Source organism: Nocardia aurantia (genome assembly GCF_009604425.1).
In the GTDB taxonomy this organism is placed as follows: domain Bacteria; phylum Actinomycetota; class Actinomycetes; order Mycobacteriales; family Mycobacteriaceae; genus Nocardia; species Nocardia aurantia.
Window position 1 is genome coordinate 141,411 of sequence record NZ_WEGI01000006.1, and the last position, 21,470, is coordinate 162,880.

Consider the following 21,470-nt stretch of genomic DNA (forward strand, 5'->3'; position numbering starts at 1 on the left):
ACGAACTACTGCCGGATTCCTCAGGCCCGCAACCGAACCGGGAGCGAGTCGAGCCCGTGGAAGGCCGCGGTGTTCCGCCACACCGGGTCGCCGGCGAACGCCAGGTCCGGTGCGCGGCGCAGCAGTGTGTCCACCGCGACCCGGACCTCGAGCTTTCCCAGGATCGAACCGAGGCAGAAGTGCACGCCGCCACCGAAGGACAGGGCCCGCGGCGGCGGGTTGGCGCCCGCGAAGCGGGCGATGTCGAGACGATCCGGATCGGTGTACACGGCCGGGTCGCGGTTGGCGCCGGCCATCGCGACCACGATCCCCTCCCCGCGCGGGAAGGTCCGGCCCGCCAGCTCCCGATCGGTCAGCGCGACCCGATGCGTGAACTGCACCGGCGGCTCGTAGCGCAGCAGTTCCTCGACACCGGATCCGGCGAGCTCGGGCCGTTCCCGCCACAGCGCCGTCTGATCCGGATTACGCAGCAGCGCAACGACTCCCGTACCGATCACGTCGGCGGCCGTCTCGTACCCGCCGACCATCAGCGCGACGCACAGCCCGGCCAGTTCCGGCCCGGTGGCGGTGCCGGCGTCCAGCGCGGCGGCCATGTCGCTGAACATGTCGTCGCGCGGCGCGGTGCGGCGCACCGCGATCATGTCCGTGAAGTACGCGTCGAATTCGACCCTCGCCTTGTCCCGGCGGGCCAGTTGCTCCGGCGTCTGCAGGATATCCGGGTCGGTGCCGTGCACCATCACCATCGACCAGGCCATCACGTCGCCGTAGTCGGCCTTCGGCACACCGAGCAGTTCCGCGATGACGGTGAAGGGCGCGGGCCGCGCGAACGCCTCGACGAGATCCACCTCACCCGCCCCGATCGCCTCGTCCAGCAGCTCACCGATGATCCGCTCCACCCGGTCCGCGAGCTCACCGACCTTGCGCGGCGTGAAGGACCGGTTGACGATCGCGCGGACCCGTGTGTGCTGCGGCGGGTCCATCCGCACGATCCCGCCCGGCACGTCGTCGGGTGCGACCCCGGGCCGCAGCGGGTTGATCCCGTCGTCGTACCCGTGTCCCCAGTCCGGATCGGTGAGCACGTCCGACACCTCGGCGTAGCGGGTGGCCAGATGGATCCCGGGCCGCAACGGATACAGCGGTAGTGCCTCGCGGACCATCGCGTAGCGCGGGTACGGGTCGGCCCGGTACGCGGGATGGAACCCGTCGAACACGACCTTCGTTTCAGCCGACATGCTCGAGATCCTCTCCGCCACCGGTCCCGTACGAACTCTTCCTATCGGGGATTCCGCCCGCACCGGCGCCCGGATCGACATTTCGAATCCGGCCATTGGAACCCGCGCCCGGCCCTTGCCCGCACGCGAAAGACCCTGATAGACATCCGGAATCATGGACTCGCCGACATACGTCCTGAATCAGGCCTTCCCCAGTGAGCGGGCCCGCCTGGAGGCGCTGGCACGACTCTGGGACGCGGGCACGATGCGACTGGTCGAGGAGCTGGGTATCGGCCCCGGGAACCGCTGCCTGGAGGCCGGGGCCGGAACCGGTTCCGTCGCAGCGGCCCTCGCCGCGATCGTCGGCGCCGAGGGCCGTGTCCTCGCCGTCGATCGCGACACCCGCTTCCTGGACGATCTCCCCGCGCAGGTGGAGGTCCGCCACGCCGACCTCCTGACCGACGATCTCCCCGCCGCGCAGTTCGATCTCGTCCACGCGAGATTGCTGGTGGCACATCTGCATCCGCACCGGGACGCGCTGCACCGCCTCGCGGCCGCGGTCGCCCCCGGCGGCTGGCTGCTGGTCGAGGAGGTCGACTGGACGTACGCGGACCGGGTCGAACCGGACGCCCCGTCCACACCGCGATGATCTCGGCCCTCACCGAGATCATGGGCGGCGAAGGCGGTTTCGACGCCACCTACGGCCGCCGCCTGCTCGCCGACACCCGCACCCTCGGTTTCACCGACGTCGAGGCCGGCTATCGCGGCCTGCAATCGGATCACGAAAGCGCGTGGCTCGCTTGGCAATTCCTGGTCGAGCAATTCCACGACCGGATGGTCCACCGCAACCTGATCACCCGCGCGGACGTGAACCACTGGTGGACCCTCACCCGCGCCGGCACCCACCTCGTCACCGGCCCGGCGATTTTCGCCGTGCGGGCACGACGCCCGCTGCCGATCGGCTGAGCCCCGAAGTGACAATGCCGCGATAGCCGATTCCATTCGCGCGATAGGTGATCATCCTATGTTTCCGACGTACGATCGAACCGCCGCAGTCGCAGCGACCGCCGGAATTTCGAATCCCCTGTTCCCAGCTCGGTTCTCGTGAGGTTCGAGTCATATGATCGAAGATGCCGCTCCACGCAAGAAGACGATCAGCAATCCGTATATCCACCGCTTGCAGCGCCGGCATTTCCTGCTGTTCGACATCCTGCCGATCATCGGCACGGCGGGCGCTTTCGCATTCCTGATCGTGCGCCCGTTCGGTGTCACCGAACTGGGCCTGATCTTCGGGATGTGGCTGCTCACCGGTCTCGGTATCACGGTCGGCTACCATCGGCTGTTCACCCATCGCACCTTCAAGACGACCCCCACCGTCGCCGCGGTGCTGGCCGTGTTCGGCTCGATGGCCGGACAGGGCGCGGTGGTGTCCTGGGTGGCCCTGCACCGCCGCCACCACGAATGCAGCGACCAGGACGGAGATCCGCACTCCCCCAATCTGTCCGGGACCGGCTGGCGCGGCCGTCTCCGCGGGCTCGCGCACTCGCATTTCCTGTGGATGCGCCGCCACGAATACCCGAACGTCGTGCACTACGCGCCGGATCTGATCCGCGATCGGGGCCTCGTGCGGGTCGCCCGGCTCTACTACTGGTGGGTGGCGCTGGGCCTGCTGCTCCCGGCCCTGATCGGCGGCCTGGTGACGCTGAGCTGGACCGGCGCGGTCAGCGGCCTGCTGTGGGGCGGCTTCGCGCGGATGTTCCTGCTGGAGCACATCGTCTGGGCGATCAACTCGTTCCTGCACATGTTCGGCACCCGCCCCTACGATTCGCGCGAGAACAGCCGCAACGGCGCGATTTTCGCGCTGGTGTCCCTCGGTGAATCGTGGCACAACAATCATCACGCGTTCCCCGAATCCCCGTCGTTCGGATTGGACTGGTACCGGCTCGATCCCGGCTACTGGCTGATCAAAACCCTTGCGGCCGTGGGTCTCGCCCGGGACCTGAAAGTGCCCACCGCGGACCGCCGCGAATCGAAGCGAAACTCCGGGACGCCCGACGTCTCGCCCAGCGCAGCATAAGAGGACACATCGTGGATACCAGCAAGAACGCAATCGTCGAATGGTGCCGGGCCTATCTGGCCGATCTGCTCGAGGTGCCGGCGCAGTCGATCGATCCCGCCGCGGACTTCGACCGCATCGGGGTCGACTCGGCGCTGGCCGTCTCGCTGCTGATCGAGGTCGAGGAGCGTTACGGCGTCGATCTGTCGCCGGAGGATCTGTATCAGCACCCGAATCTGAACGCGATGGCCACCTATCTGCACGAGCACAGCAGGAGCGTCGCCTAGTATGTCCGTGCCGACCACCGACCGGATGGGCACGGCGGCCGCGGCCGTCCGGCACCACTACGACGTCGGGAACGAATTCTACCGGCTGTGGCTGGACGAGACGCTCACCTATTCGTGCGCGCTGCGCGAAAGCCCGGACGACACACTGGAACTCGCGCAACAGCGGAAGCTGCGCTTCCACCTCGACGCGATCGGGGCGGCGCGGGCCGAGACGGTGCTCGACATCGGCTGCGGCTGGGGATCGATGCTGCGCGAACTGTCGCGGCGGCACAGCGTGCCCCGCTCGGTGGGCCTCACCCTGAGCCCCGCCCAGGCCGAATTCGTCACGGCGCAAGGCTATTCCGGCGTCGAGGTGCACACGAAGAACTGGCTGGAGTACGAGCCGGACACCCGTTTCGACGGCATCGTATCCATCGGCGCCTTCGAACATTTCGCGCGTCCCACCGACAGCCCGGACGAGAAGATCGGCGTGTACCGGGATTTCCTCGCCCGGTGCCGGGACTGGCTCACCGACGGCGGCACACTGTCGCTGCAAACCATCGCCTACGCGAACATGTCTCGCGAGCAGGCGAGTTCGTTCATGCAGCAGGAGATCTTCCCCGACGCGGACCTGCCGACCCCGGCCGAGATCGTCACGGCCGCCGACGGGATCTTCGAGATCGTCGCCCTGCGCAACGACCGGCTCGACTACGCCTGGACCTGCGAGCAGTGGGCGCGCCGGCTGCGCGCCCGGCGCGCGGAGGCCACCGCCCTGGTCGGCGAGGAGGTCGTGGCCCGGTACGAGCGCTACCTCAAGCTGTCCGCGCTCGGTTTCCGGATGGGCAAGATCGGCCTGCTGCGGCTGGTGCTGCGACCGTACCCGAGCCGGTTCTTCGGCGGTGCGGACACTCGCGGATGACCGGTTCCCCAGCCCCGGGCGCGGCGGCGCCGGTCCGGTTCAACCCGTTCGGCGCGGCCTTCCGCCGCGACCCGTATCCGCAGTACGCGCAGCTGCGGGCCACCCGGCCCGTGCACCGCACGCTGGGCATGTGGGTGGTCACCCGGCACGCCGACGTCCGCGCTGTCCTGCACGACCGGTCGGCGAGCGCGGGCCTGATCCCGAGCCAGGTGGCCGAGCAGGCCGCCCGGCTCGGCCAGGGGGACGTCGCGCGGATCGTGCGGCTCGGTCACACCTCGCTGGTGTTCACCGACAATCCCGCCCACGCCCGCCTGCGCGGGCTGGTCAACCGCGCCTTCACCGCCCCCGCGGTGGCCCGGTTGCGGCCCGTGGTCGCGGAGGTCGCCACCCGGCTGATCGAACCAGCCTGGGCGGCAGGCAGTTTCGATGTGATCGAGGACTTCGCCGGTCCCCTGCCGATCGCGGTGCTGTGCGCCTGGCTGGACCTGCCCGCCGAACTGCACGATCTGGTCGGGCCCTGGACCCACGACATCCGCTTCCTGCTCGAACCCGGCCTGATGAAGGCCGCGGACATGGCCCGCGTCCGCGAGGTCGTCGAGGCGTTCGGCGACGCGCTGCGGCCCGTCCTCGCCGCGCGCCGCGCCCGGCCGGGCGACGACCTGATCAGCGGACTGCTCGCGGCCCGGACCGCGGGCGGCGATTCGCTGAGCGAGGAGGAGGTGATCTTCCTCTGCGTCATGTGCTTCGTCGCCGGAACCGAGACCACCAAATCGCTGATCGGCAACGCCGTGCTCGCGCTGATCCGCCACCCCGGGCAGGAGGCCCTGCTGCGGGCGCGACCGGATCTGCTGCGGGCCGCGGTCGTCGAAACCCTGCGCTACGACTGCCCGTTGCAGTTGACCAAGCGCCTGACCACGCGGCCGACGGAGATCGGCGGGCAGCGTATCGACGCCGGCGAACAGGTGCTGGTGTGCCTCGGGGCCGCCAATCGCGATCCCGAGATCTTCGACCGGCCGGACGAGTTCGACCTCACCCGCGACGGCGGCGCCCATCTCGCCTTCGGTCACGGCATCCACGGCTGCCTCGGGGGGATCCTCGCCGAACTACAAGCGGAGATCGCCCTCGACCGGCTCTACCGCGACTCCGCCGAGCTGACCCCGCACAGCGACGAATTCGAGTGGCAGGACCACAGTTTCATCCTCCGTGGACTGCGGACCCTGCCCGCCGCGATACGGAGGGCCCGATGACGACCACCGCCGAACCCGGACAGCTCACCCTGGTGACCGACGTGCTGCGCACCCGCGCCGTCGAACAGCCGGACCGGATCGCGTACACGTTCCTGGACGACGAGGGCGCCGAAACCGTCACCGTCACCTACCGCGAGCTGTACAGCCGCGCGCTGGCGGTCGCCGAGGAACTGCGATTGCGTTGTGTGCCCGGCGATCGCGCGCTGCTGGTGTTCCCGCAGTGCCTCGATTTCATCGTCGCGTACTTCGGCTGCCTCTACGCGCACGTGCTGGCCGTGCCCGTGAATCCGCCGCGCCGCAACCAGGTTCAGGACGCGACCCGATCCATCGTGGTCGACTGCCGGGCCGCCGCGATCCTCACCGTACGGCCGCTGTCCGGCATGCTGCGGCAGGCGCTGGAACCGCTGTGCCCGGCTGCGCACTGGCTGGACGTGGACACGATCGCCGCCGACGTGCAGCCGGATGTCCTTGCGGCGCCGATCGATCCGGATTCCGTCGCCTTCCTGCAATACACCTCCGGTTCGACCGCGGCGCCGAAGGGCGTGCGGGTGACGCACCGGAACGTGGCCGCCAACCAGGAGATGATCCGGCTGGCCTTCGGCCACGACCGGAATTCGACGGTGGTCGGCTGGGCGCCGTTCTTCCACGACCAGGGCCTGATCGGCAATGTGCTGCAACCGATCTACGTGGGCGCGCGGGCCGTGCTCATGTCACCGGGCGCGTTCATCCGGCGGCCGCTGCTGTGGCTGTCGGCCATCTCCCGCTACCGCGCGCACACCAGCGGCGGACCGAACTTCGCGTTCGACGCCTGCGTCGCGCGAGCGGTCGGCGGCAAGGTGCCGGAACTCGATCTGAGCAGCTGGCGGGTCGCGTTCGACGGCGCCGAGCCGATCCGCGCCGAGACCCTCTACCGATTCGCCGCGGTCTTCGCCCCGTACGGATTCGACGCGCGGGCCCTGTACCCGTGCTACGGCCAGGCCGAGGCGACCCTGCTGGTCACCGGCAGCGCGAAGGGCCGCGGCCCGCGCACCTTCGACGCGGACGTCGAGGCGCTCGCCCAGCGGCGCTGGCTGCCCGCCGGCGGCAACCGGGCCCGCACCCTGGTCGGCTCCGGGCGGATCCTGCCGGGCGAGCACGTGCGCATCGTGGATCCCGAGACCGGCGAGCCCTGCCCGCCGGACCGGGCCGGCGAGATCTGGGTGTCGGGCGACCATGTCGCGCAAGGCTATTGGGAGCGGCCCGACCAGACCGAGCAGACCTTCCGCGCCCGCTGCGCCGATCGGCCCGAGCGCACCTATCTGCGCACCGGCGACCTCGGTGTCCTCTCCGACGGCGAACTGTACGTGGTCGGCCGGCTGAAGGATCTGATCATCATCCGCGGCCGCAACCACTATCCGCAGGACATCGAGAACACCGTCCAGACCGCGCATCCGGCCCTGCGCGCCGGCCGCTGCGCCGCGTTCGCGGTGTCCGCCGACGCCGCCGATCCGGCCGCACCCCCGAAACTCGTGGTGGTACAGGAGATCCGGCGAGATCCGCAGCCGCAGGCCGACCCCGCCGAGGTGGCGGGCGCGATCCGGGCGGCCGTGCTGGCCGAACACGAGCTCACCATCGGCGATCTCGTCCTCGCCCGCGCGGAACAGTTGCGAAAAACCAGCAGCGGCAAGATCATGCGAACCGCGGCGCGACAACAGTATCTCGACGGGGGCTTCGCGATCTGGTCCCCGCTTCCCCCGGCAACCGCGCCCGACCCGACCGACGACAACGGAGGAACCGTGGCTACGCAGAACTGGCCGTCCCAGAATCCCGATTTCGCGGAGCTGGTGCCCGCGGTGGTGCTCAGCATGCCCGCCGCACGGCATCTCGGCTTCGAATTCGCCAAGGTCGAACCGGGCGAGGTGGAGATCGTCCAGCCCCACCGCGCCGAACTCACCCAGCACGACGGCTTCTTCCAGGGCGGCGTGCTCGGCTCGCTGGCCGACTTCGCCGCGGGTTCCGCCGCCGGCACCCTGCTCCCGGTGGGCTGGTCGAACATGACCATCGACTACACGGTCAAGATCCTCGCCCCGGCCAAGGGCAAGCAGGTGGTCGCCCGCGGCCGGGTGGTCAAGCCGGGCTCGCTGATCACGATCGCCGCGGCGGACCTGTACTCGGTGGACGAGAACGGCGAAACCCTGTGCGCCACTGCGCTGGTGACCCTGCGCAACGTGGCCCTGCCCAAGGGCTGAGCCGGCGCCGTGGCCGCCACACCGCCCGTCTTCGACCCGTTCGCGCCCGGGTACGCCGACGATCCGTATCCGCACTACGCCCGGCTGCGCGACCGGGCGCCGGTGCACGAACATCCGCTGGGCTTCTGGATCGTGTCCCGCTACCGCGATGTCGCCGCGCTGCAACGCGCGGCGCAATCGGTCGACGAGCAGTACCTGACCCGCTTGCCGACCTGGAAGAGCGACAGCGGCACCCTCGGCAAGCGGAACCGGATGATGGGCGGATTGTCGCTGCTGGACCAGGATCCGCCGGACCACACCCGGCTGCGCCGCCTGGTGTCCAAGGCATTCGGCCCGAGGGCCGTCCAGGCGCTACGGCCACGGATCGAACACCACGTCGACACTGCCCTGGACCGGATCGCCGCGACCGGCGGCGCGGATGTGCTGCCGGAGTTCGCCTTTCCGCTCCCCTTCGCGGTGATCTCCGAACTGCTGGGCATCCCCGTGCTGGAGAGCACCCGCCTGCGAGAACTCGTCGGCACCCTGGTCCTGGCCCTGGAACCGCTCCCGGATCCCGCCCTCCAGGCCCGGATCCGCGCCGCGGACACGGAGGTCCTCGCGCTCGTCGCCGACCTGATCGCCTGGAAGCGAGCGCATCTCGCCGACGACGTGCTCACCCGCCTGATCGCCGCCGAACACGACGGGGACGTCCTGAACGCCGACGAACTGGCCGCCCAAGTGGTCCTGCTCTACATCGCCGGCCACGAGACCACGGTGAACCTGCTGGCCAACGGAATCCTCGCGCTGCTACGCCATCCCGGCCAGGCGCGGCAACTGCGCACCGGCGCGGTCCCCGCCGCCGACGCCGTCGAGGAACTGTTGCGCTACGACACCCCCGTCCATCTGATGCGCCGGGTGACCGTCACCCCGTTCACCGCGAACGATATCGAAATCCCCTCCGGCAGTTGGGTCGTTGCCTGCCTCGGGGCGGCCAACCGCGACCCGGCGTTCTGGGGTGACGACGCCGGCCGCCTGCGCCTGGACCGCCCGGACGCGGGCCGGCACCTGTCCTTCGGCGCCGGGATCCACCACTGCCTGGGCGCGGGCCTGGCGCGCCTGGAGGCCGAGATCGCCTTCGCCGCCTTCGCCCGCCGCTTCCCCCACGCCGAACTGCTCGAGCTGGAACACAACGGCCGGATCAACGTCCGAGGCCCCGCGCGCCTGACGATCTCGGTGTGAAACAGCCTCTCGACCACAAGTTCTCGACCCCGGAACGAGGAATCCCGTGCCCACCCTGACCATCGGCGACGTCCAGATCGCCTACACCGACACCGGAATTCCCGCCGACCGCCCGGACGCCCCGGCCGTCGTCTTCGGGCACGGACTGTTGTTCGGCGGCTGGATGTTCCGCGCCCAGACAGCGGCCCTCCGCAACGAATACCGCTGCGTCACGATCGACTGGCGCGGCCAGGGCGAAACCCCGCCCACCGCAACCGGTTACGACATGGACACCCTCACCGCCGACGCGCTCGGCCTGATCGACGCCCTCGACCTGGGCCCGGTGCACTGGGTGGGCCTGTCCATGGGCGGCTTCGTCGGCCAGCGCCTGGCAGCCCGCCACGGCGGGTCCCTGCGATCGCTGACCCTCCTGGACACCAGCGCCGACGCCGAAAAACCCGACAAGGGCAGCGAATACAAACTGATGGCCCGGGTCCTGCGCCGAATCGGCCTGTGGCCCATCAAGTCCCGCGTCACCCGCCACTTGTTCGGCCCCACGTTCCTCGCCACCCCGGAAGGCCGGGCGACCGCCGAGGAATTCGCGACCCGCCTGATCGCGATCGACCGCACCGCGACCCGCCACGCGGTCACCGGAGTAGCCGACCGCACCCCCATGACCACCGAAATCCCCCGGATCACCGTCCCCACCCTGATCGTGGTCGGCGCCGACGACGGAGCCACCCCACCAGCGGACTCCCGCCGCCTGGCGGAACTCATCCCCGATTCCGAACTGCACGAGATCCCGGCCTGCGGCCACAGCAGCTCCCTCGAACAACCCGACGCGATCACGGACCTGCTCCGCCGGTTCCTCACCCGCGTCGACCAGACCGCACCGGACGCCCGGTCCTCGCGCCCGGTGCACGGCTGAGGTCCGGCGGGCCCGTCCCGCCGGACCTCGAGTCCGTCCGGTCGCCGCCACCTGCCGAAACCCCGACCGAACGCGCGGCCACCCGCTGAGTGCGGTCGACTCCCCCGCGATACTGTGCCCGGGCGCGTTCGGACAGATCACCCGAATCGGGGAGCGGTCAGTGTCCGTGATCGATACTCTGATCACATTGGCTGTTCTCGGGTCATGAAGGGGGAGTGCAGATGTGGGTTTTCGATCCGACCGCCGGGCAGGATGACTTCGACGCGGTGCCGGGCCTGCGCGCCGCGTGGGGCGACATGCTCGACAGTCTCTACAACCAGAACATCAACGGCCATACCGCCTGGAAGCCGGGCGGGACGGACCCGCAACCGTTCGCGATCCAGGAGCTGACGGGGTGGGGTCTGAGCTCGAGCGACCTGCGGTTCTTCAACCCGTTGGTCATACCGGTGCCCGACGACGCCGCACCGGTCAACGTGAACTGGAACGCGCTGCCGACCAGCTTCGACGCGCGGTTCGGCGGCAACACGACGAAGATCTACCAGTTCCTCGATACGCCACAGAAGTTCCCCGGACTGACCCCACCGACCCGGATCCAGGACGAGTACTGCGAATGGGTGGTGACCCGCGACGCGGCGGGCAAGCTGACCAAGGTGGCATTCACCTCGGAGCCGCCGGAATACTATTCGTTCCTGCACGATCCGCCCGAGCATATCGACCCGAAGCTGACGCGCGCGCTGCTCGTCGAGCTCTACCGGACGATCGCGAACGACACGACCGTCGAACTCGCGGACCTCGAGGACACCCACGGCAACTACGATCCGTGGAACAAGTGGAACAACGCGGCGTGCGTGCACATGCAGCAGCCCAACAATTCGCTGGGCGCGGAGGTCAACATCGCGGCGCGTGCGGCGATCCTGCGCCGGAATGCCAACGGCAAGTTGAAGACCGACGCCGACGATCTCATCCAGTGCGCGCAATACGGTGACGCGGCACGGCAGAGCGACCCGACGATCGGCGCCGCGGTCAACGCGGTGGCGCGGGCCGGCAAGCTCATCACCCTGGCGAATCCGGTGGGGCTCTACATGGCGTCGCTCGACACCACCGGCTGGACCACGCCGGACGGCACCGATCCGCAGACGTTCTGGAACGTGACGCGAGGCTCGTCGGTGGGCGACGAGTCGAAGAACATGATCGTGCACGCCGAACTCAGCGTGCCGCCGGACAAGGGCTATCAGCTGTCGGACCTCGAGATCGCCGGCACGCCGCTGGCCTACGGCGGCCAGATCGCCGCGCGGATCAAGATGCGGCTCGGTGTGCTCGTCGGCCCGGCATCACAGAGACCGGCGCCGCGCGCGATCGGCTGCCTCGGCGCCCGGCCGGAGGCAGCGCCGAAGCCGCACGCGGCGGCGTTCGTGAGCCGAGCGAGCTCGTTGCCGTGACGCCACGTGAGCCCCGGCTGGCGCTCGAGGACATCCAGGGCGACGTGATCCCCGGCTTCAAGAACGACTGCCAGACTTTCTTGTTCTACAAGCTGATCGACGTCGCGCGCGCCCGGACGTGGCTCGCGTCGATGCACGCCGAGCTCAGCACGGCGGAGGAGGTCGATCAGGGCAATCGGCTGTTCAGCGAGATGCGCCGGCGCCGCGGTGCCGACCCGGATCGCCTGTTCTTCGTCTGGCTCAACATCGCGCTGTCGGCGACCGCGCTGCGCGCGCTGACCGCGTCGAGCGACGTCGACCAGTTCGACGACGAGGCGTTCAAGAACGGCATGGCCGAGGGGGCGACCGCACTCGGCGATCCGGCGGGCAGCACGAGCACGTGGCGGGTCGGCGGCGACGCGCACCCGGTCGATGTCGTGATCGTGCTGGCGTCGGATCATCCCGAGCTGATCGCGAGCCAGGAGCAGACGATCGATCGGGCGGCGCAGGCCGCGGGTCTGGCGCTGGTCGACGTCGAGCGCGGCCGGGTCCTGCCGGGCGCGCTCGCCGGCCACGAGCATTTCGGCTTCAAGGACGGAATCTCGGAGCCGGCGGTCCGCGGCACGAGGTCCGAGGCGCCCGAGGACTACTTCGTGCCCCGAACGATCCCGCGCACCGAGCCGTTCGAGGACTACTCGCTCGACTACGCCGCCCCGGGGCGCACGCTGATCTGGCCGGGACACGTGCTGTTCGGCTACGGCCGGCAGGATCCGGCGAAGGGCCCGCGCGTCGTCGCCGACAACCTCAGGCCGATCGGCCCGGCATGGGCGGACAACGGCTCGTTCATGGTGTTCCGCCGGCTGCGCCAGGACGTGCGCGCATTCGACACGTTCGTCCAGGACGCCGCGGCGAGCCTCACCGCGAGCCACCCGCAGGCGCCGTTCAGCGCGGACCTGGTGGGCGCATGCCTGGTCGGGCGCTGGAAATCGGGAACGCCGATCATGCGCGCTCCGCGGGAAGATCTGCGGATCACCGGGGAGGCCGCGAATTACTTCCTGTACGACAACGCGGTGCCCGGCGCGCTACCCGGCGATCCCGCGCCGCTCGCGGCCGCGGATGAGGGCGGCACGACCTGCCCGGCCGCAGCGCACATCCGCAAGGTCAACCCGCGCGACAGCGCCACCGACATCGGCGGCGCCGGCAAAACCGTACCGAAACTGATTCTGCGCCGCGGTATTCCGTACGGCGAACCCTACGACGCCGCGACGCCGGGCTCGGCCGACCTCGACCGCGGCCTGCTGTTCGTGTGCTTCCAGAGCTCCATCGACAACCAGTTCGCGTTCCTCATGCAGCGCTGGACCAACCAGGATGATCGGCCCGTACAGCTCGGCGTGACCGGACACGACGCGGTGATGGGCGAGCCCGCGCGACCGCGCAACTTCACGTTCGCGATCTCGCCGCCGGCCACGGCGATGACCCTGCCCGACCGCTGGGTCTCGGCCACCGGCGGCGAGTACTTCTTCATGCCGTCGATCTCGTTCTTCCGCGACACACTCGGCGCCGTGGACACCGGCCACGCCCGGCAGCTGACAGCTTGAACCCGAAAGCAATTCGGCTCGGCCGCACCGACATCGGAGTGTGTCGGCCCCAGCCGTTAGGGTTCGCCCATGGCAGACCTACCGAGCAGATCAGTCCTCGTCCGTACCTAGCAGTCCGAGTCCTGCCACCCCAGGATTACGACGACAGCGTCCACACGCCGTTCCGGGTGGTGCCCGATCGACTGTGGAGCGTGGAAACAACCTCAACCAGGCAAACCTGGGCTGGGCGGTTTCGCGAACGCGGTAGACACCGACGGCATCTACCGCGGCCGAGCGGTTGTGACGGAATCGGATTTCGAGTTCAGCGTGCGCGCGATCATGGCGCAACGACTGGCCCACCTCACCCCGAACGATCGACCCGGCTACATCGAAGCATTCCTCGAAGAGATCGGCGAGCGCGCCTTCGCCCTCGGAACCGTTCTCGCGTCGCTGTCTTCCGGCGAAGACTACTACCTGGTCTTCCTCACACCGACCCAATTCCGGGAACTCGCACGGCTTTTCACCGCACACGGAATGAACGCCGAAATCGTGCGACGTGGCTGCTGGACGCAGCGCATAACCGCGGAACAGAGCGCCGCGATCAGAGCCTGGGCCACAGCCCGCAGCGGAAAGATCACCGCCGGCGAGCCGACCGTCACGGGGGTGGTCAGAAGCCCCGAGGAAGAACCATTCGGCTGACACAGCGATTCGGCAGTAATCGGCCAACGACTGCACCACCCATCCGATAATCGGCACCACCGGTCAGTACGCGAGACCGACCGGCGAACATCACCTGTGGCCTTTTCGACAACGATCGGAACGAGGCATGTGCGCGTACTTGCGTCGGCTGTAGCCGGCGGGTCGGAACGGGCTGGCCCGCCCGGCGCCGAGCCGCCCTCACGAGCGGGTGTAGTTCTCAGTCAGGACGGTCCGGCCGTGATTGCTCGATGGAGTTGCACCGACCCGCCGGACTGGCGTCGTGCCGACCGGAATCCGGGTAGCTGGGCCGCTCTTTCGGACCCGGTGGGTTCCAGGCGTAGCCAACCGATATCGCGATGAAGAACAGCACAGCGACGACGGCGGTGAGCTCAATGGCGATCCGCCGGCTCAGGGGGCCGAATCCTCATGGTGTGCTCCGTGATTGGCGACGTGGTGTTTGTCAATGGACAAGAAACGCACGCGTGACGTGACGTGTCGTGGCGGGTCTCACCGGGGTGAACCCGGTAGCCGGTCCAGGAATGCGGCGATGAGTGCGGCTATCTCGCCCAGATGGGTTTCCAGGGCGAAGTGGCCGGTGTCGAACAGATGTAGTTCGGCGTCGGGGAGGTCGGTCAGGTAGGCGTGAGCGCCGGGTGCGGGGAAGAAGGGATCGTTGGCGCCCCAGGTGATCAGGGTGGGTGGGGTGTGCTCGCGCAGCCAGGCCTGCCAGGCCGGGTAGCGGGCGATGTTGGATTTGTAGTCGAAGGCCAGCGCCACCTGTGCCTGCTTGCGGCCGGGTAGATCCAGGAAATGCTGGTCCAGCAGCCAGGATTCGGGAAACAGCACGGTGGTGTCGGCGACGCCGGTTTCGTACTGGTTGCGGGTGCCCGCGAGGGTGAGTAGCTCGCGGATCGTGTCTTCGGCGCCGGCCTGCTCGGGCCGCAGCGCGGTGAATGCCCGTGCCCCGTCGGAAAGTCCTGCCGCGTAGACGTTTCCGTTCTGCACGACCAACCCCGCGATCCATTCCGGGTGGCGTTCGGCGAGGCGGAAGCCGACCGGGGCGCCGAAGTCGAAGACATACACGGCGAATCGGGTCAGTTCCAGTCGTCGCACGAATCCCTCGGCAATATCGGCCAGACGGTCGAAGGTGTAGTCGAAATCGGCTGGTGCGGTGGTGTTTCCGAAACCGGGGTAGTCCGGCGCGATCAGCCGGTAACGATCGCCCAGCACGTCGATGAGCCGCCGGAACTGATGCGAGGCCGACGGGAAGCCGTGCAGCAGCAACAGTGCCGGAGCATCGGTGCGAGTGGGCACGGACTCCCGGTAGAAGACGTCCACGCCCTCGACCTCGAGACGGCGGTGTCTGATCAGCGGCACGTCCATGATTTCACATGCTTTCTTTCGGTGTTGATGCATTAGATGTAAGTCGCCCAACATCTAATGTGTCAAATCGACGATGTAGCATTAGCGACATGAGTGAGGCGGCCTTCCTGATCGGTGAGCCGTTGGCGCTGGATCTGGTCAATACCCATCCGGCTGACACCGACCTGCTGACCACCCCCGATCAGCTCGCCGATTGGCTGCGACAGGAGACCGAGCGGCTCCCAGAACCCCCGCCCGAGCATCCGAGTGCCGAAGATCTGCGGCAGGTGCGGCAAATCCGCGAGCACATCGCCGCGGTGTGCGAGGCCTTGCTGCACGACCGGCGACCACCCGCGGCCGCACTGCGCGCATTCGACAATGCGCAATCCGCCGCACCCGCCATCCGGCAGCTGCACTGGGACGGCACCACGCTCACCGCCACCGTGCACCGCACCGGTTCCGCCGGCACCCGGCTCGCTGCTGCTCTCGCCGAATCCGCCGTGGAACTGCTGGGAAGCCCGGCCATCGCCCGCCTGAAACAGTGCGAGGCCGAGGACTGCGTCCTGCTGTTCCTACCCGCTCACCCCCGCCGCCGCTGGTGCTCACCACAACGCTGCGGCAACCGGATCCGCGTGGCCCGCTACTACGACCGCCACAGCACCGCCAAGCACACCAAAGACGACGAATCACATCAACGACTCCCCTGAAAAGGCGAGCCGAAGAACTGCGCCACGCTTCGAACCGGAACCGGCACGAGTGAATTCGCCGAGATCATGGATGTCGAGAACGGCTTGACAGGATCCGCGCGAGGCGGCGTTGGCGGACATGGCCGTTGCCGCTGCCGTTGCCGTGACGGCTGTGCAGGATCGTGGTCTGTGCTGCCGAAAGCCGAGCCGGGATCCGACCGATTGGTTCGGGATTGCACAACCGATACGGGATGGTCAGATACTCGCCTTGAACCCACGCGCTGCAACCGTGCAGGGGCAAGCGGTCCGGCACCAAGGCTTGCGCGACCACGCGCACGTCAGCGGCCAGGACTGTCGGCAAGTAGTGCAGCGGCATTGCAGCGTATCGGTGCCGAGGTGACCGGATGCGTTTGCGCAGCCGATCCGGTTGCGGCGTCCTACTCTGTGCGCGTCAGAAAGCTCAGAATCGCTGCTGCCGCCGCCTGTGGCTGATCCTGCACCAGGAAGTGCTTCGCTCCGGCGATGGTCCGCCGCTCGACGTGGTTGGCTACCTGCGTGATCGAGGCATGGGAGAGGTCACCGAACCCCTTCTCGGCTGCGAGCGAGAGCACCGGGAGGGCGAGCTGTTTCACGGCGAGCCGGTCGCGATTGACTTTCGCGTCGTCGAGGAGGGTCCGATAATAGTTGAAGCTCGCCACGAGGCCGCCTGCCGCATAGCTGCGCGCGTATTCGTCGATGTCGGTCGGCGTCAGCGCGTCCGGGTGCAGCGTGCCGCGCCGGTAGAAATACTCGATAAACGGCCGCTCGCGCCCGGCGACCAGCACCTCGTTGATTCCCTGCGCCATGTTGAAACCCATGTGCCAGCTGCCGCCGTGGGCCACATCCATCGACGCTTCGAGGCCGAACCCCGGAACAGCGCTCTCGATGAAGACGAAGTCGCGCACATCCGCCGGAAAGCTTGCCGCATAAGCGAAGCCGACGGGCCCGCCCATGTCCTGGGCGACGAGGTGAACGCGGCCGAATCCCAGCGATCGCATCAGTTCGTGCAGGTCGGTCGCGACCGTCACTTTGTCGTAGCCGTCGGCGGGGCGCTCGGAATCGCCGTAGCCGCGCATGTCGGGCGCTACCACGGTGAACCGGGCTGCCAGTGCCGGGACGACCTTGCGCCACGCATACCAGGTCTCGGGCCAACCATGAAGCAGGAGAACCGGATCGCCGCTGCCGGCGATCACGTAGTGCAGCCGCACACCGTTGACCGTCGCATAGCGTGATGTCGCTCCATCCGGCACCGGCGCGCGCAATGCCGGCCGGCCGTCACCGGGCTGCATGAGCGCGCCTGGGCATCATCAACATCGCCGTCATCTCCGCTGCACAGGTGCGACGTGATACCAGCATGTCAGTACCACCTCTTCGCGATACGCCGAGCATCAATCGATCGTCGCCGAGCATAACGGCTCCACGACGCGCATGTCGTGGACACGTTCGCGATCATGCACGACGACCGGTCGCCCGATGGCAACATCCGGTACGCACGCAACTCGGCATGAGCAGAAGCCGGTGGCGCGTGCCTGTCGAGGCTGCGTAAGTGATCGTGCCGTCTCTTGACGGCGACGCACCTTGGAGCGGTGACGGACCGGATTCCAGGTCCTGCGCGGCACACCCGCCATCGAGCCGCCCGACGGCCGATCACCTGCGCCGATGGCCGCCACCGCGCGGTGAGCACGGTAGCAGCCCGGCGCCTCGGTCGCGGTCAGCGGTTGTACCGGACAACCAGGAAGTTGTCGCCTTGGCGCGGGTCGGCTGTGCTGCCGGCCACGACGATCTTCCCGTCGCGCTGCACCACCGTGGCATTACCGTGATCGGCCTTGGTGCCCAGATCGGTGGATATCTTCCCGCCGTCGCCGAGCCCGGCGTCGAGCACACCGCCGGCGGTGTAGCGGGCGACCGCGATGTTGTCACCGGTGGCGGCGCCGTGACTGGTACCCGCGGCGACGAGCTTGCCGTCCGGTTCTATGCCCAGCCCGAGGGCGATGTCGGCCTTGCCGCCGAAATCGGTCGCCACCTTCCCACGCTCGCCGAAGGTGGTGTCGAGGTGACCGTCCGGCGTGTACCGGACCAGCACGAAATTGTCGCCCTGGACAGGGTCGGTGGTGGACCCGGCCACGACGATCCGGCCGTCGGGCTGCACCACGACCGCGTTGCCGTGGTCTGCCCGGGTCCCGAGATCGGTGGACACCTTCCCGCCGTCGCCGAACCCGGCGTCGAGCACACCGCCGGCGGTGTAGCGGGCAACCGCGATGTTGTCACCGGTGGCCGTGCCGTGACTGGTACCCACCACGACGATCGACCCGTCCGGCTGCAACACGACCGCGTTCGCGACGTCGGCCTTCCCGCCGAAATCGGTCGACACCAGGCCGTTGTTACCGAATCCGTTGTCGGGCTTGCCATCCGGCAGATACCGCAGGACTGCGAAGTTGTCGCCCTGCGCCGGATTCGGATCCCGGGTCGACCCGGCGACGACGATCCGGCCGTCGGGTCGTACGACGACCGTGTTGCCGTGGTCTGCCTGGGTTCCGAGATCGGTGGACACCTTCCCGCCGTCGCCGAACCCGGCGTCGAGCACACCGCCGGCGGTGTAGCGGGCAACCGCGATGTTGTCACCGGTGGCCGTGCCGTGACTGGTACCGACCACGACGATCGCGCCGTCGGATTGCAGCGCAACAGCGTTCGCGACATCGGCCTTGCCACCGAAATCCGTGGAAACCCTCCCCTGGTCACCGAAGGGGGTATCCGGCCGCCCGTCCGGCGTGAAACGGGCGACCGCGAAGTTGTCGCCCTGCACCGGATCCTGCGTCGAGCCCGCGACGACGATCTTCCCATCGGGCTGCACCGCGACCGCCCGTGCCCGGTCGGCCGAGGAACCGAAATCAGCAGACACCGCACCCGCCGAACCGAACCCGGCGTCCAGCGTCCCTGCCGCCTCCGTGGCGGAATGCGCGCTGGAGCACGACGCGACCACCATTGTGGCGATCGCACCGAATCCCAAGCGGAGCAGCGTCTTTCCCGACAATCGTGTAGCACACAGCATTCCGGCTACCTCTCTCGACGATTCGACGACGGTAGAGCGAAAACTGCCCGGGCAAACCCGGGGCACACCACGAACACCCACAGTATGACCACCTGCCCCCGGCAACGGCCCCGAATGAACACGTTGCCGAGTACCGATACGCGAGCCCGGGGTCCCGGCGCGGCGGTCGAACAACGCCCGGACACGGGCCTCGGCCGCGGCGTCGGACCCGCTTCGCTTGCCTGGTAGCGGACTCCGGCCTCGGCCTCGGGTCTCCCGCTGCCATACCGCCTTCTCGGCGCAAGCGCACGCGGTGGCGATCCATTCCACCGCCAGTCGATGAGCGAACGCACGGAAGTCTGCATGGGTGGATGCGGTGCGGCGCAACAGACTTCGCGCGACCTGCGGCATTACCGGACGGGGACCATTCAGATCGGCTGTGAGTCCCTGTCCGGCGGCGCCGAGCCCAGGATTCTGGACTCGCCGGGTAGTTCGCACGTGGCTTGCGGCTACTTGCGCACCACGTAGCGCAGATGCAGGACGCCGGGATCCTCCAGCGTGCGTACCAGGTCGAGTTCTGTGTGCTCGGCCGGGAGCCCGTCGAACAGCCGCCGGCCGCGGCCGAGCAGTACCGGCCGAAGCTGGATGTCGATCATGTCGAGCACGCCGGCCTTCAATGCCTGCTGGCCGGTGTACGCACCGTGCATCATCACATTCCGGCCGCCCGCGGCCTGCTTTGCCTGTGCGACACAGGAGGCGATGCCATCGGTGACGTAGTGCACCCGCTCGTACGGGTTCTCCGCCGGTGGCTGGTGGGTCGGCACGAAGATCGGGACCCCGGCGTGGTGATCCCCGCCCCAGTAACCGGCGAAATCCCCGGTCCGCTTCCCTGCGATCACGGCCCCGGTCGCCATGGCCTCGTCGAACACGAGTCGGCTGTGGGGATACGTCGGGCGGAATGTATGGGACACGTCCGCGTCGGACGCGCCTCCGCCGCTCAGCCAGTCCATCAGTCGCATCCCGTTGGTACCCGCCGGATTCTCGGCGTTGTCGTCCGGGCCGGTGATGAACCCGTCGAGCGACATTGCCATGGTCAGGAATACTTCAGACATTCCACTTCGTCCTTACACATCCGGTCGGCGATATGGGTCAGGACGAGTCGGACGTCGGAAACTCATCGTGGCCGCGCCGGTCCCGTGCGAGGCGGGCTCATTCGGGCTCGGCGCGGCCCGACACCGTAGTATCGGGCCCCGGCTACCCCGGTATAGCCGAGCGAGCGAACGGCGGAGGCGAAGTATGACCGACGAGGAGATCGTCGTCTCGTTCGCCCTGATCAGACTGGACGACTCGAACCGCGACCTCGATCTGGAAGACGTTGCCGCCCTGGTAGTTCGCCGGCTGACCCCTGATCAAGTGCTCGATCTCGCCACCCGCAACCTGGCTGCGCGAAACGAGCTACGGGGAGCGCTGTTCGAATCGGCGGTCGAGCACGTGCTCAGGACCGTCCTGACCGCCCGAGGGCCGGCCGACTGACGATCGGCACAACAACAGCGGCTTCCACTCGCGGGTGGACACCGACCGCCGAACGTACGCTCATCGGCTATTACAGGGCGCTCGGGATGCCTCATCGCCGGCTCAGACCTCCGCAACGCCACGATGGCCGTCTGCTCAGTTTCTGGGCGGCCGGCTCATGGTGACGGTCCATTTCCGGGATCATCCGCACCGGTGCGGATGGCAAGGCACGTGGTGCGGTGCCGTCGCTCGTGGCGCCGACTTTGGCCTGGACGAACTCATGGATCCTGGGTGCCGGACATTGACGATCGCCATGTTGCCGACTGGGCGTTCTTCCTTGCCGTGGCTGGCGCTTTCGACGGCGACGCTGTTGAGGAAGCGCAGCATCGCGACGGGATCTTCAGCGGTGTCGAGGTTGAATCCGGTGCCCATGCCCTGCTCGTGCAGGGTGATGATCTCTTCTCGCAGTCGGCGTGATCGCGCTGGATCGAGGTCTGCGATGGGTACCGTGCATGCCGTCAGGGGCCGATCCGGGTGGCGACCAGCATTCATCATGACCGGCGTGCTCATGATGATTTCCCCACGATCGAGTGCACCTTCGAACGCTTCGGCGAACTGGGCGGCTGATCGGCGGCCGGAAAATTCGGCTTCCTGGTCGGCCAAGGTTTGGGTGACGCGCTCCACCATGTCGGCGGGTGTTTCGTCAGGGTCGATGATGCGGGCTGCGCGTAAAACGTGCTCAGCCTGTAGTGAAGCTACGAATTGGGACATGCGTGAACTCGTTCCGATCGGCTGGCAGCGCAGCCGTCAGCCACAAGCAAGACACGAAAGGCGGAGTGCCACTGAGATACTCGTGCAGTCCTGGATGGCGTGAGGGGGTATCAGACCCGGGCTGGCTGCCATCGCAGGAGTGCCGTCCGACCGACGGCGTACTCTTCGACGCTGGCGAGTACGCGATCCCCGGCCAGGTCGATGCCGAAGGAGTCCGGCGGAACGCCGGTCAGAGGTCCACCGCCGGCACCTGGATCAGTCAGCGGCTGCCGCAGCAATGAACCTTCACCAGATACTGGCGCAACGCCCTTCACTCCCCTCGCTCC

General features: G+C 68.3%; 20 protein-coding genes. 14 read left to right on the forward strand and 6 right to left on the reverse strand.

What is annotated here, in order from left to right:
* Positions 1-20: 20 nt before the first annotated feature.
* Positions 21-1,232, reverse strand: a complete 1,212-nt coding sequence (locus tag NRB56_RS14775) for a cytochrome P450 (protein ID WP_153342481.1) — start codon at positions 1,230-1,232, stop codon at positions 21-23.
* Positions 1,233-1,386: 154 nt separating this feature from the next.
* On the opposite strand from NRB56_RS14775, the gene NRB56_RS38990 reads away from it, so the two are divergent.
* The 12 genes from NRB56_RS38990 (at position 1,387) to NRB56_RS14830 (ending at position 13,746) form a co-directional block, all read left to right on the forward strand.
* Positions 1,387-1,860: a class I SAM-dependent methyltransferase gene (locus NRB56_RS38990; protein ID WP_227837739.1), complete on the forward strand. Its 474-nt coding sequence runs from the start codon at positions 1,387-1,389 to the stop codon at positions 1,858-1,860.
* Positions 1,857-2,177: a hypothetical protein gene (locus NRB56_RS38995; RefSeq protein WP_227837741.1), complete on the forward strand. Its 321-nt coding sequence runs from the start codon at positions 1,857-1,859 to the stop codon at positions 2,175-2,177. The genes NRB56_RS38990 and NRB56_RS38995 overlap by 4 nt, the downstream gene beginning before the upstream one ends.
* Before the next feature lie 154 nt (positions 2,178-2,331).
* Positions 2,332-3,288 carry an acyl-CoA desaturase gene (locus NRB56_RS14785; RefSeq protein WP_153342483.1) on the forward strand — a complete coding sequence of 319 codons (957 nt, stop codon included), beginning with the start codon at positions 2,332-2,334 and terminating at the stop codon, positions 3,286-3,288.
* 11 nt (positions 3,289-3,299) lie between these two features.
* Positions 3,300-3,554, forward strand: coding sequence for an acyl carrier protein (locus tag NRB56_RS14790; RefSeq protein ID WP_319943015.1), 255 nt, complete (start codon positions 3,300-3,302; stop codon positions 3,552-3,554).
* Between the two features lies 1 nt (position 3,555).
* Entirely contained in the window at positions 3,556-4,452 is an 897-nt protein-coding gene (locus NRB56_RS14795; RefSeq protein WP_153342485.1) for an SAM-dependent methyltransferase, read from the forward strand.
* Entirely contained in the window at positions 4,449-5,699 is a 1,251-nt protein-coding gene (locus tag NRB56_RS14800; RefSeq protein WP_153342487.1) for a cytochrome P450, read from the forward strand. Before NRB56_RS14795 ends, NRB56_RS14800 begins: the two co-directional genes overlap by 4 nt.
* Positions 5,696-7,927 (forward strand): AMP-binding protein, encoded by a 2,232-nt coding sequence (locus tag NRB56_RS14805; RefSeq protein WP_153342489.1) that lies wholly within the window; start codon positions 5,696-5,698, stop codon positions 7,925-7,927. Before NRB56_RS14800 ends, NRB56_RS14805 begins: the two co-directional genes overlap by 4 nt.
* 9 nt (positions 7,928-7,936) lie before the next feature.
* Positions 7,937-9,145, forward strand: a complete 1,209-nt coding sequence (locus tag NRB56_RS14810; RefSeq protein WP_319943016.1) for a cytochrome P450 — start codon at positions 7,937-7,939, stop codon at positions 9,143-9,145.
* Positions 9,146-9,191: 46 nt separating this feature from the next.
* Positions 9,192-10,052 carry an alpha/beta fold hydrolase gene (locus NRB56_RS14815; RefSeq protein WP_319943017.1) on the forward strand — a complete coding sequence of 287 codons (861 nt, stop codon included), beginning with the start codon at positions 9,192-9,194 and terminating at the stop codon, positions 10,050-10,052.
* A gap of 221 nt (positions 10,053-10,273) precedes the next feature.
* Positions 10,274-11,491, forward strand: coding sequence for a hypothetical protein (locus NRB56_RS14820; RefSeq protein ID WP_153342491.1), 1,218 nt, complete (start codon positions 10,274-10,276; stop codon positions 11,489-11,491).
* Positions 11,488-13,068: a Dyp-type peroxidase gene (locus NRB56_RS14825; RefSeq protein ID WP_153342493.1), complete on the forward strand. Its 1,581-nt coding sequence runs from the start codon at positions 11,488-11,490 to the stop codon at positions 13,066-13,068. The genes NRB56_RS14820 and NRB56_RS14825 overlap by 4 nt, the downstream gene beginning before the upstream one ends.
* 306 nt (positions 13,069-13,374) lie before the next feature.
* Positions 13,375-13,746, forward strand: coding sequence for a hypothetical protein (locus tag NRB56_RS14830; RefSeq protein ID WP_153342495.1), 372 nt, complete (start codon positions 13,375-13,377; stop codon positions 13,744-13,746).
* Between the two features lie 507 nt (positions 13,747-14,253).
* On the opposite strand, the gene NRB56_RS14835 is transcribed toward NRB56_RS14830, so the two are convergent.
* Entirely contained in the window at positions 14,254-15,129 is an 876-nt protein-coding gene (locus tag NRB56_RS14835) for an alpha/beta fold hydrolase (RefSeq protein ID WP_153342497.1), read from the reverse strand.
* Between the two features lie 89 nt (positions 15,130-15,218).
* Here NRB56_RS14835 and NRB56_RS14840 point away from each other — a divergent pair, with 89 nt between their 5' ends.
* On the forward strand, positions 15,219-15,815 hold the full coding sequence (locus NRB56_RS14840) for a CGNR zinc finger domain-containing protein (protein ID WP_153342498.1): 597 nt from the start codon (positions 15,219-15,221) through the stop codon (positions 15,813-15,815).
* Positions 15,816-16,231: 416 nt separating this feature from the next.
* Here the strand turns inward: NRB56_RS14840 and NRB56_RS14845 are convergent, their stop codons facing one another.
* The 3 genes from NRB56_RS14845 to NRB56_RS14855 all read right to left on the reverse strand — a co-directional run bounded on the left by NRB56_RS14845 (position 16,232) and on the right by NRB56_RS14855 (position 19,973).
* Entirely contained in the window at positions 16,232-17,122 is an 891-nt protein-coding gene (locus tag NRB56_RS14845) for an alpha/beta fold hydrolase (RefSeq protein ID WP_153342500.1), read from the reverse strand.
* 422 nt (positions 17,123-17,544) lie between these two features.
* Complete coding sequence (locus NRB56_RS14850) at positions 17,545-18,840, reverse strand: NHL repeat-containing protein (RefSeq protein WP_227837743.1); 1,296 nt, start codon at positions 18,838-18,840, stop codon at positions 17,545-17,547.
* Between the two features lie 530 nt (positions 18,841-19,370).
* Positions 19,371-19,973 (reverse strand): dihydrofolate reductase family protein, encoded by a 603-nt coding sequence (locus tag NRB56_RS14855; RefSeq protein ID WP_153342504.1) that lies wholly within the window; start codon positions 19,971-19,973, stop codon positions 19,371-19,373.
* Positions 19,974-20,157: 184 nt separating this feature from the next.
* On the opposite strand from NRB56_RS14855, the gene NRB56_RS14860 reads away from it, so the two are divergent.
* The gene (locus tag NRB56_RS14860) at positions 20,158-20,394 is read left to right on the forward strand and encodes a hypothetical protein (protein WP_153342506.1); all 237 of its coding nucleotides are present in this window, start codon (positions 20,158-20,160) and stop codon (positions 20,392-20,394) included.
* A gap of 180 nt (positions 20,395-20,574) precedes the next feature.
* On the opposite strand, the gene NRB56_RS14865 is transcribed toward NRB56_RS14860, so the two are convergent.
* Positions 20,575-21,144, reverse strand: coding sequence for a ribonucleotide reductase N-terminal alpha domain-containing protein (locus tag NRB56_RS14865; protein WP_153342508.1), 570 nt, complete (start codon positions 21,142-21,144; stop codon positions 20,575-20,577).
* Between the last annotated feature and the right edge of the window lie 326 nt (positions 21,145-21,470).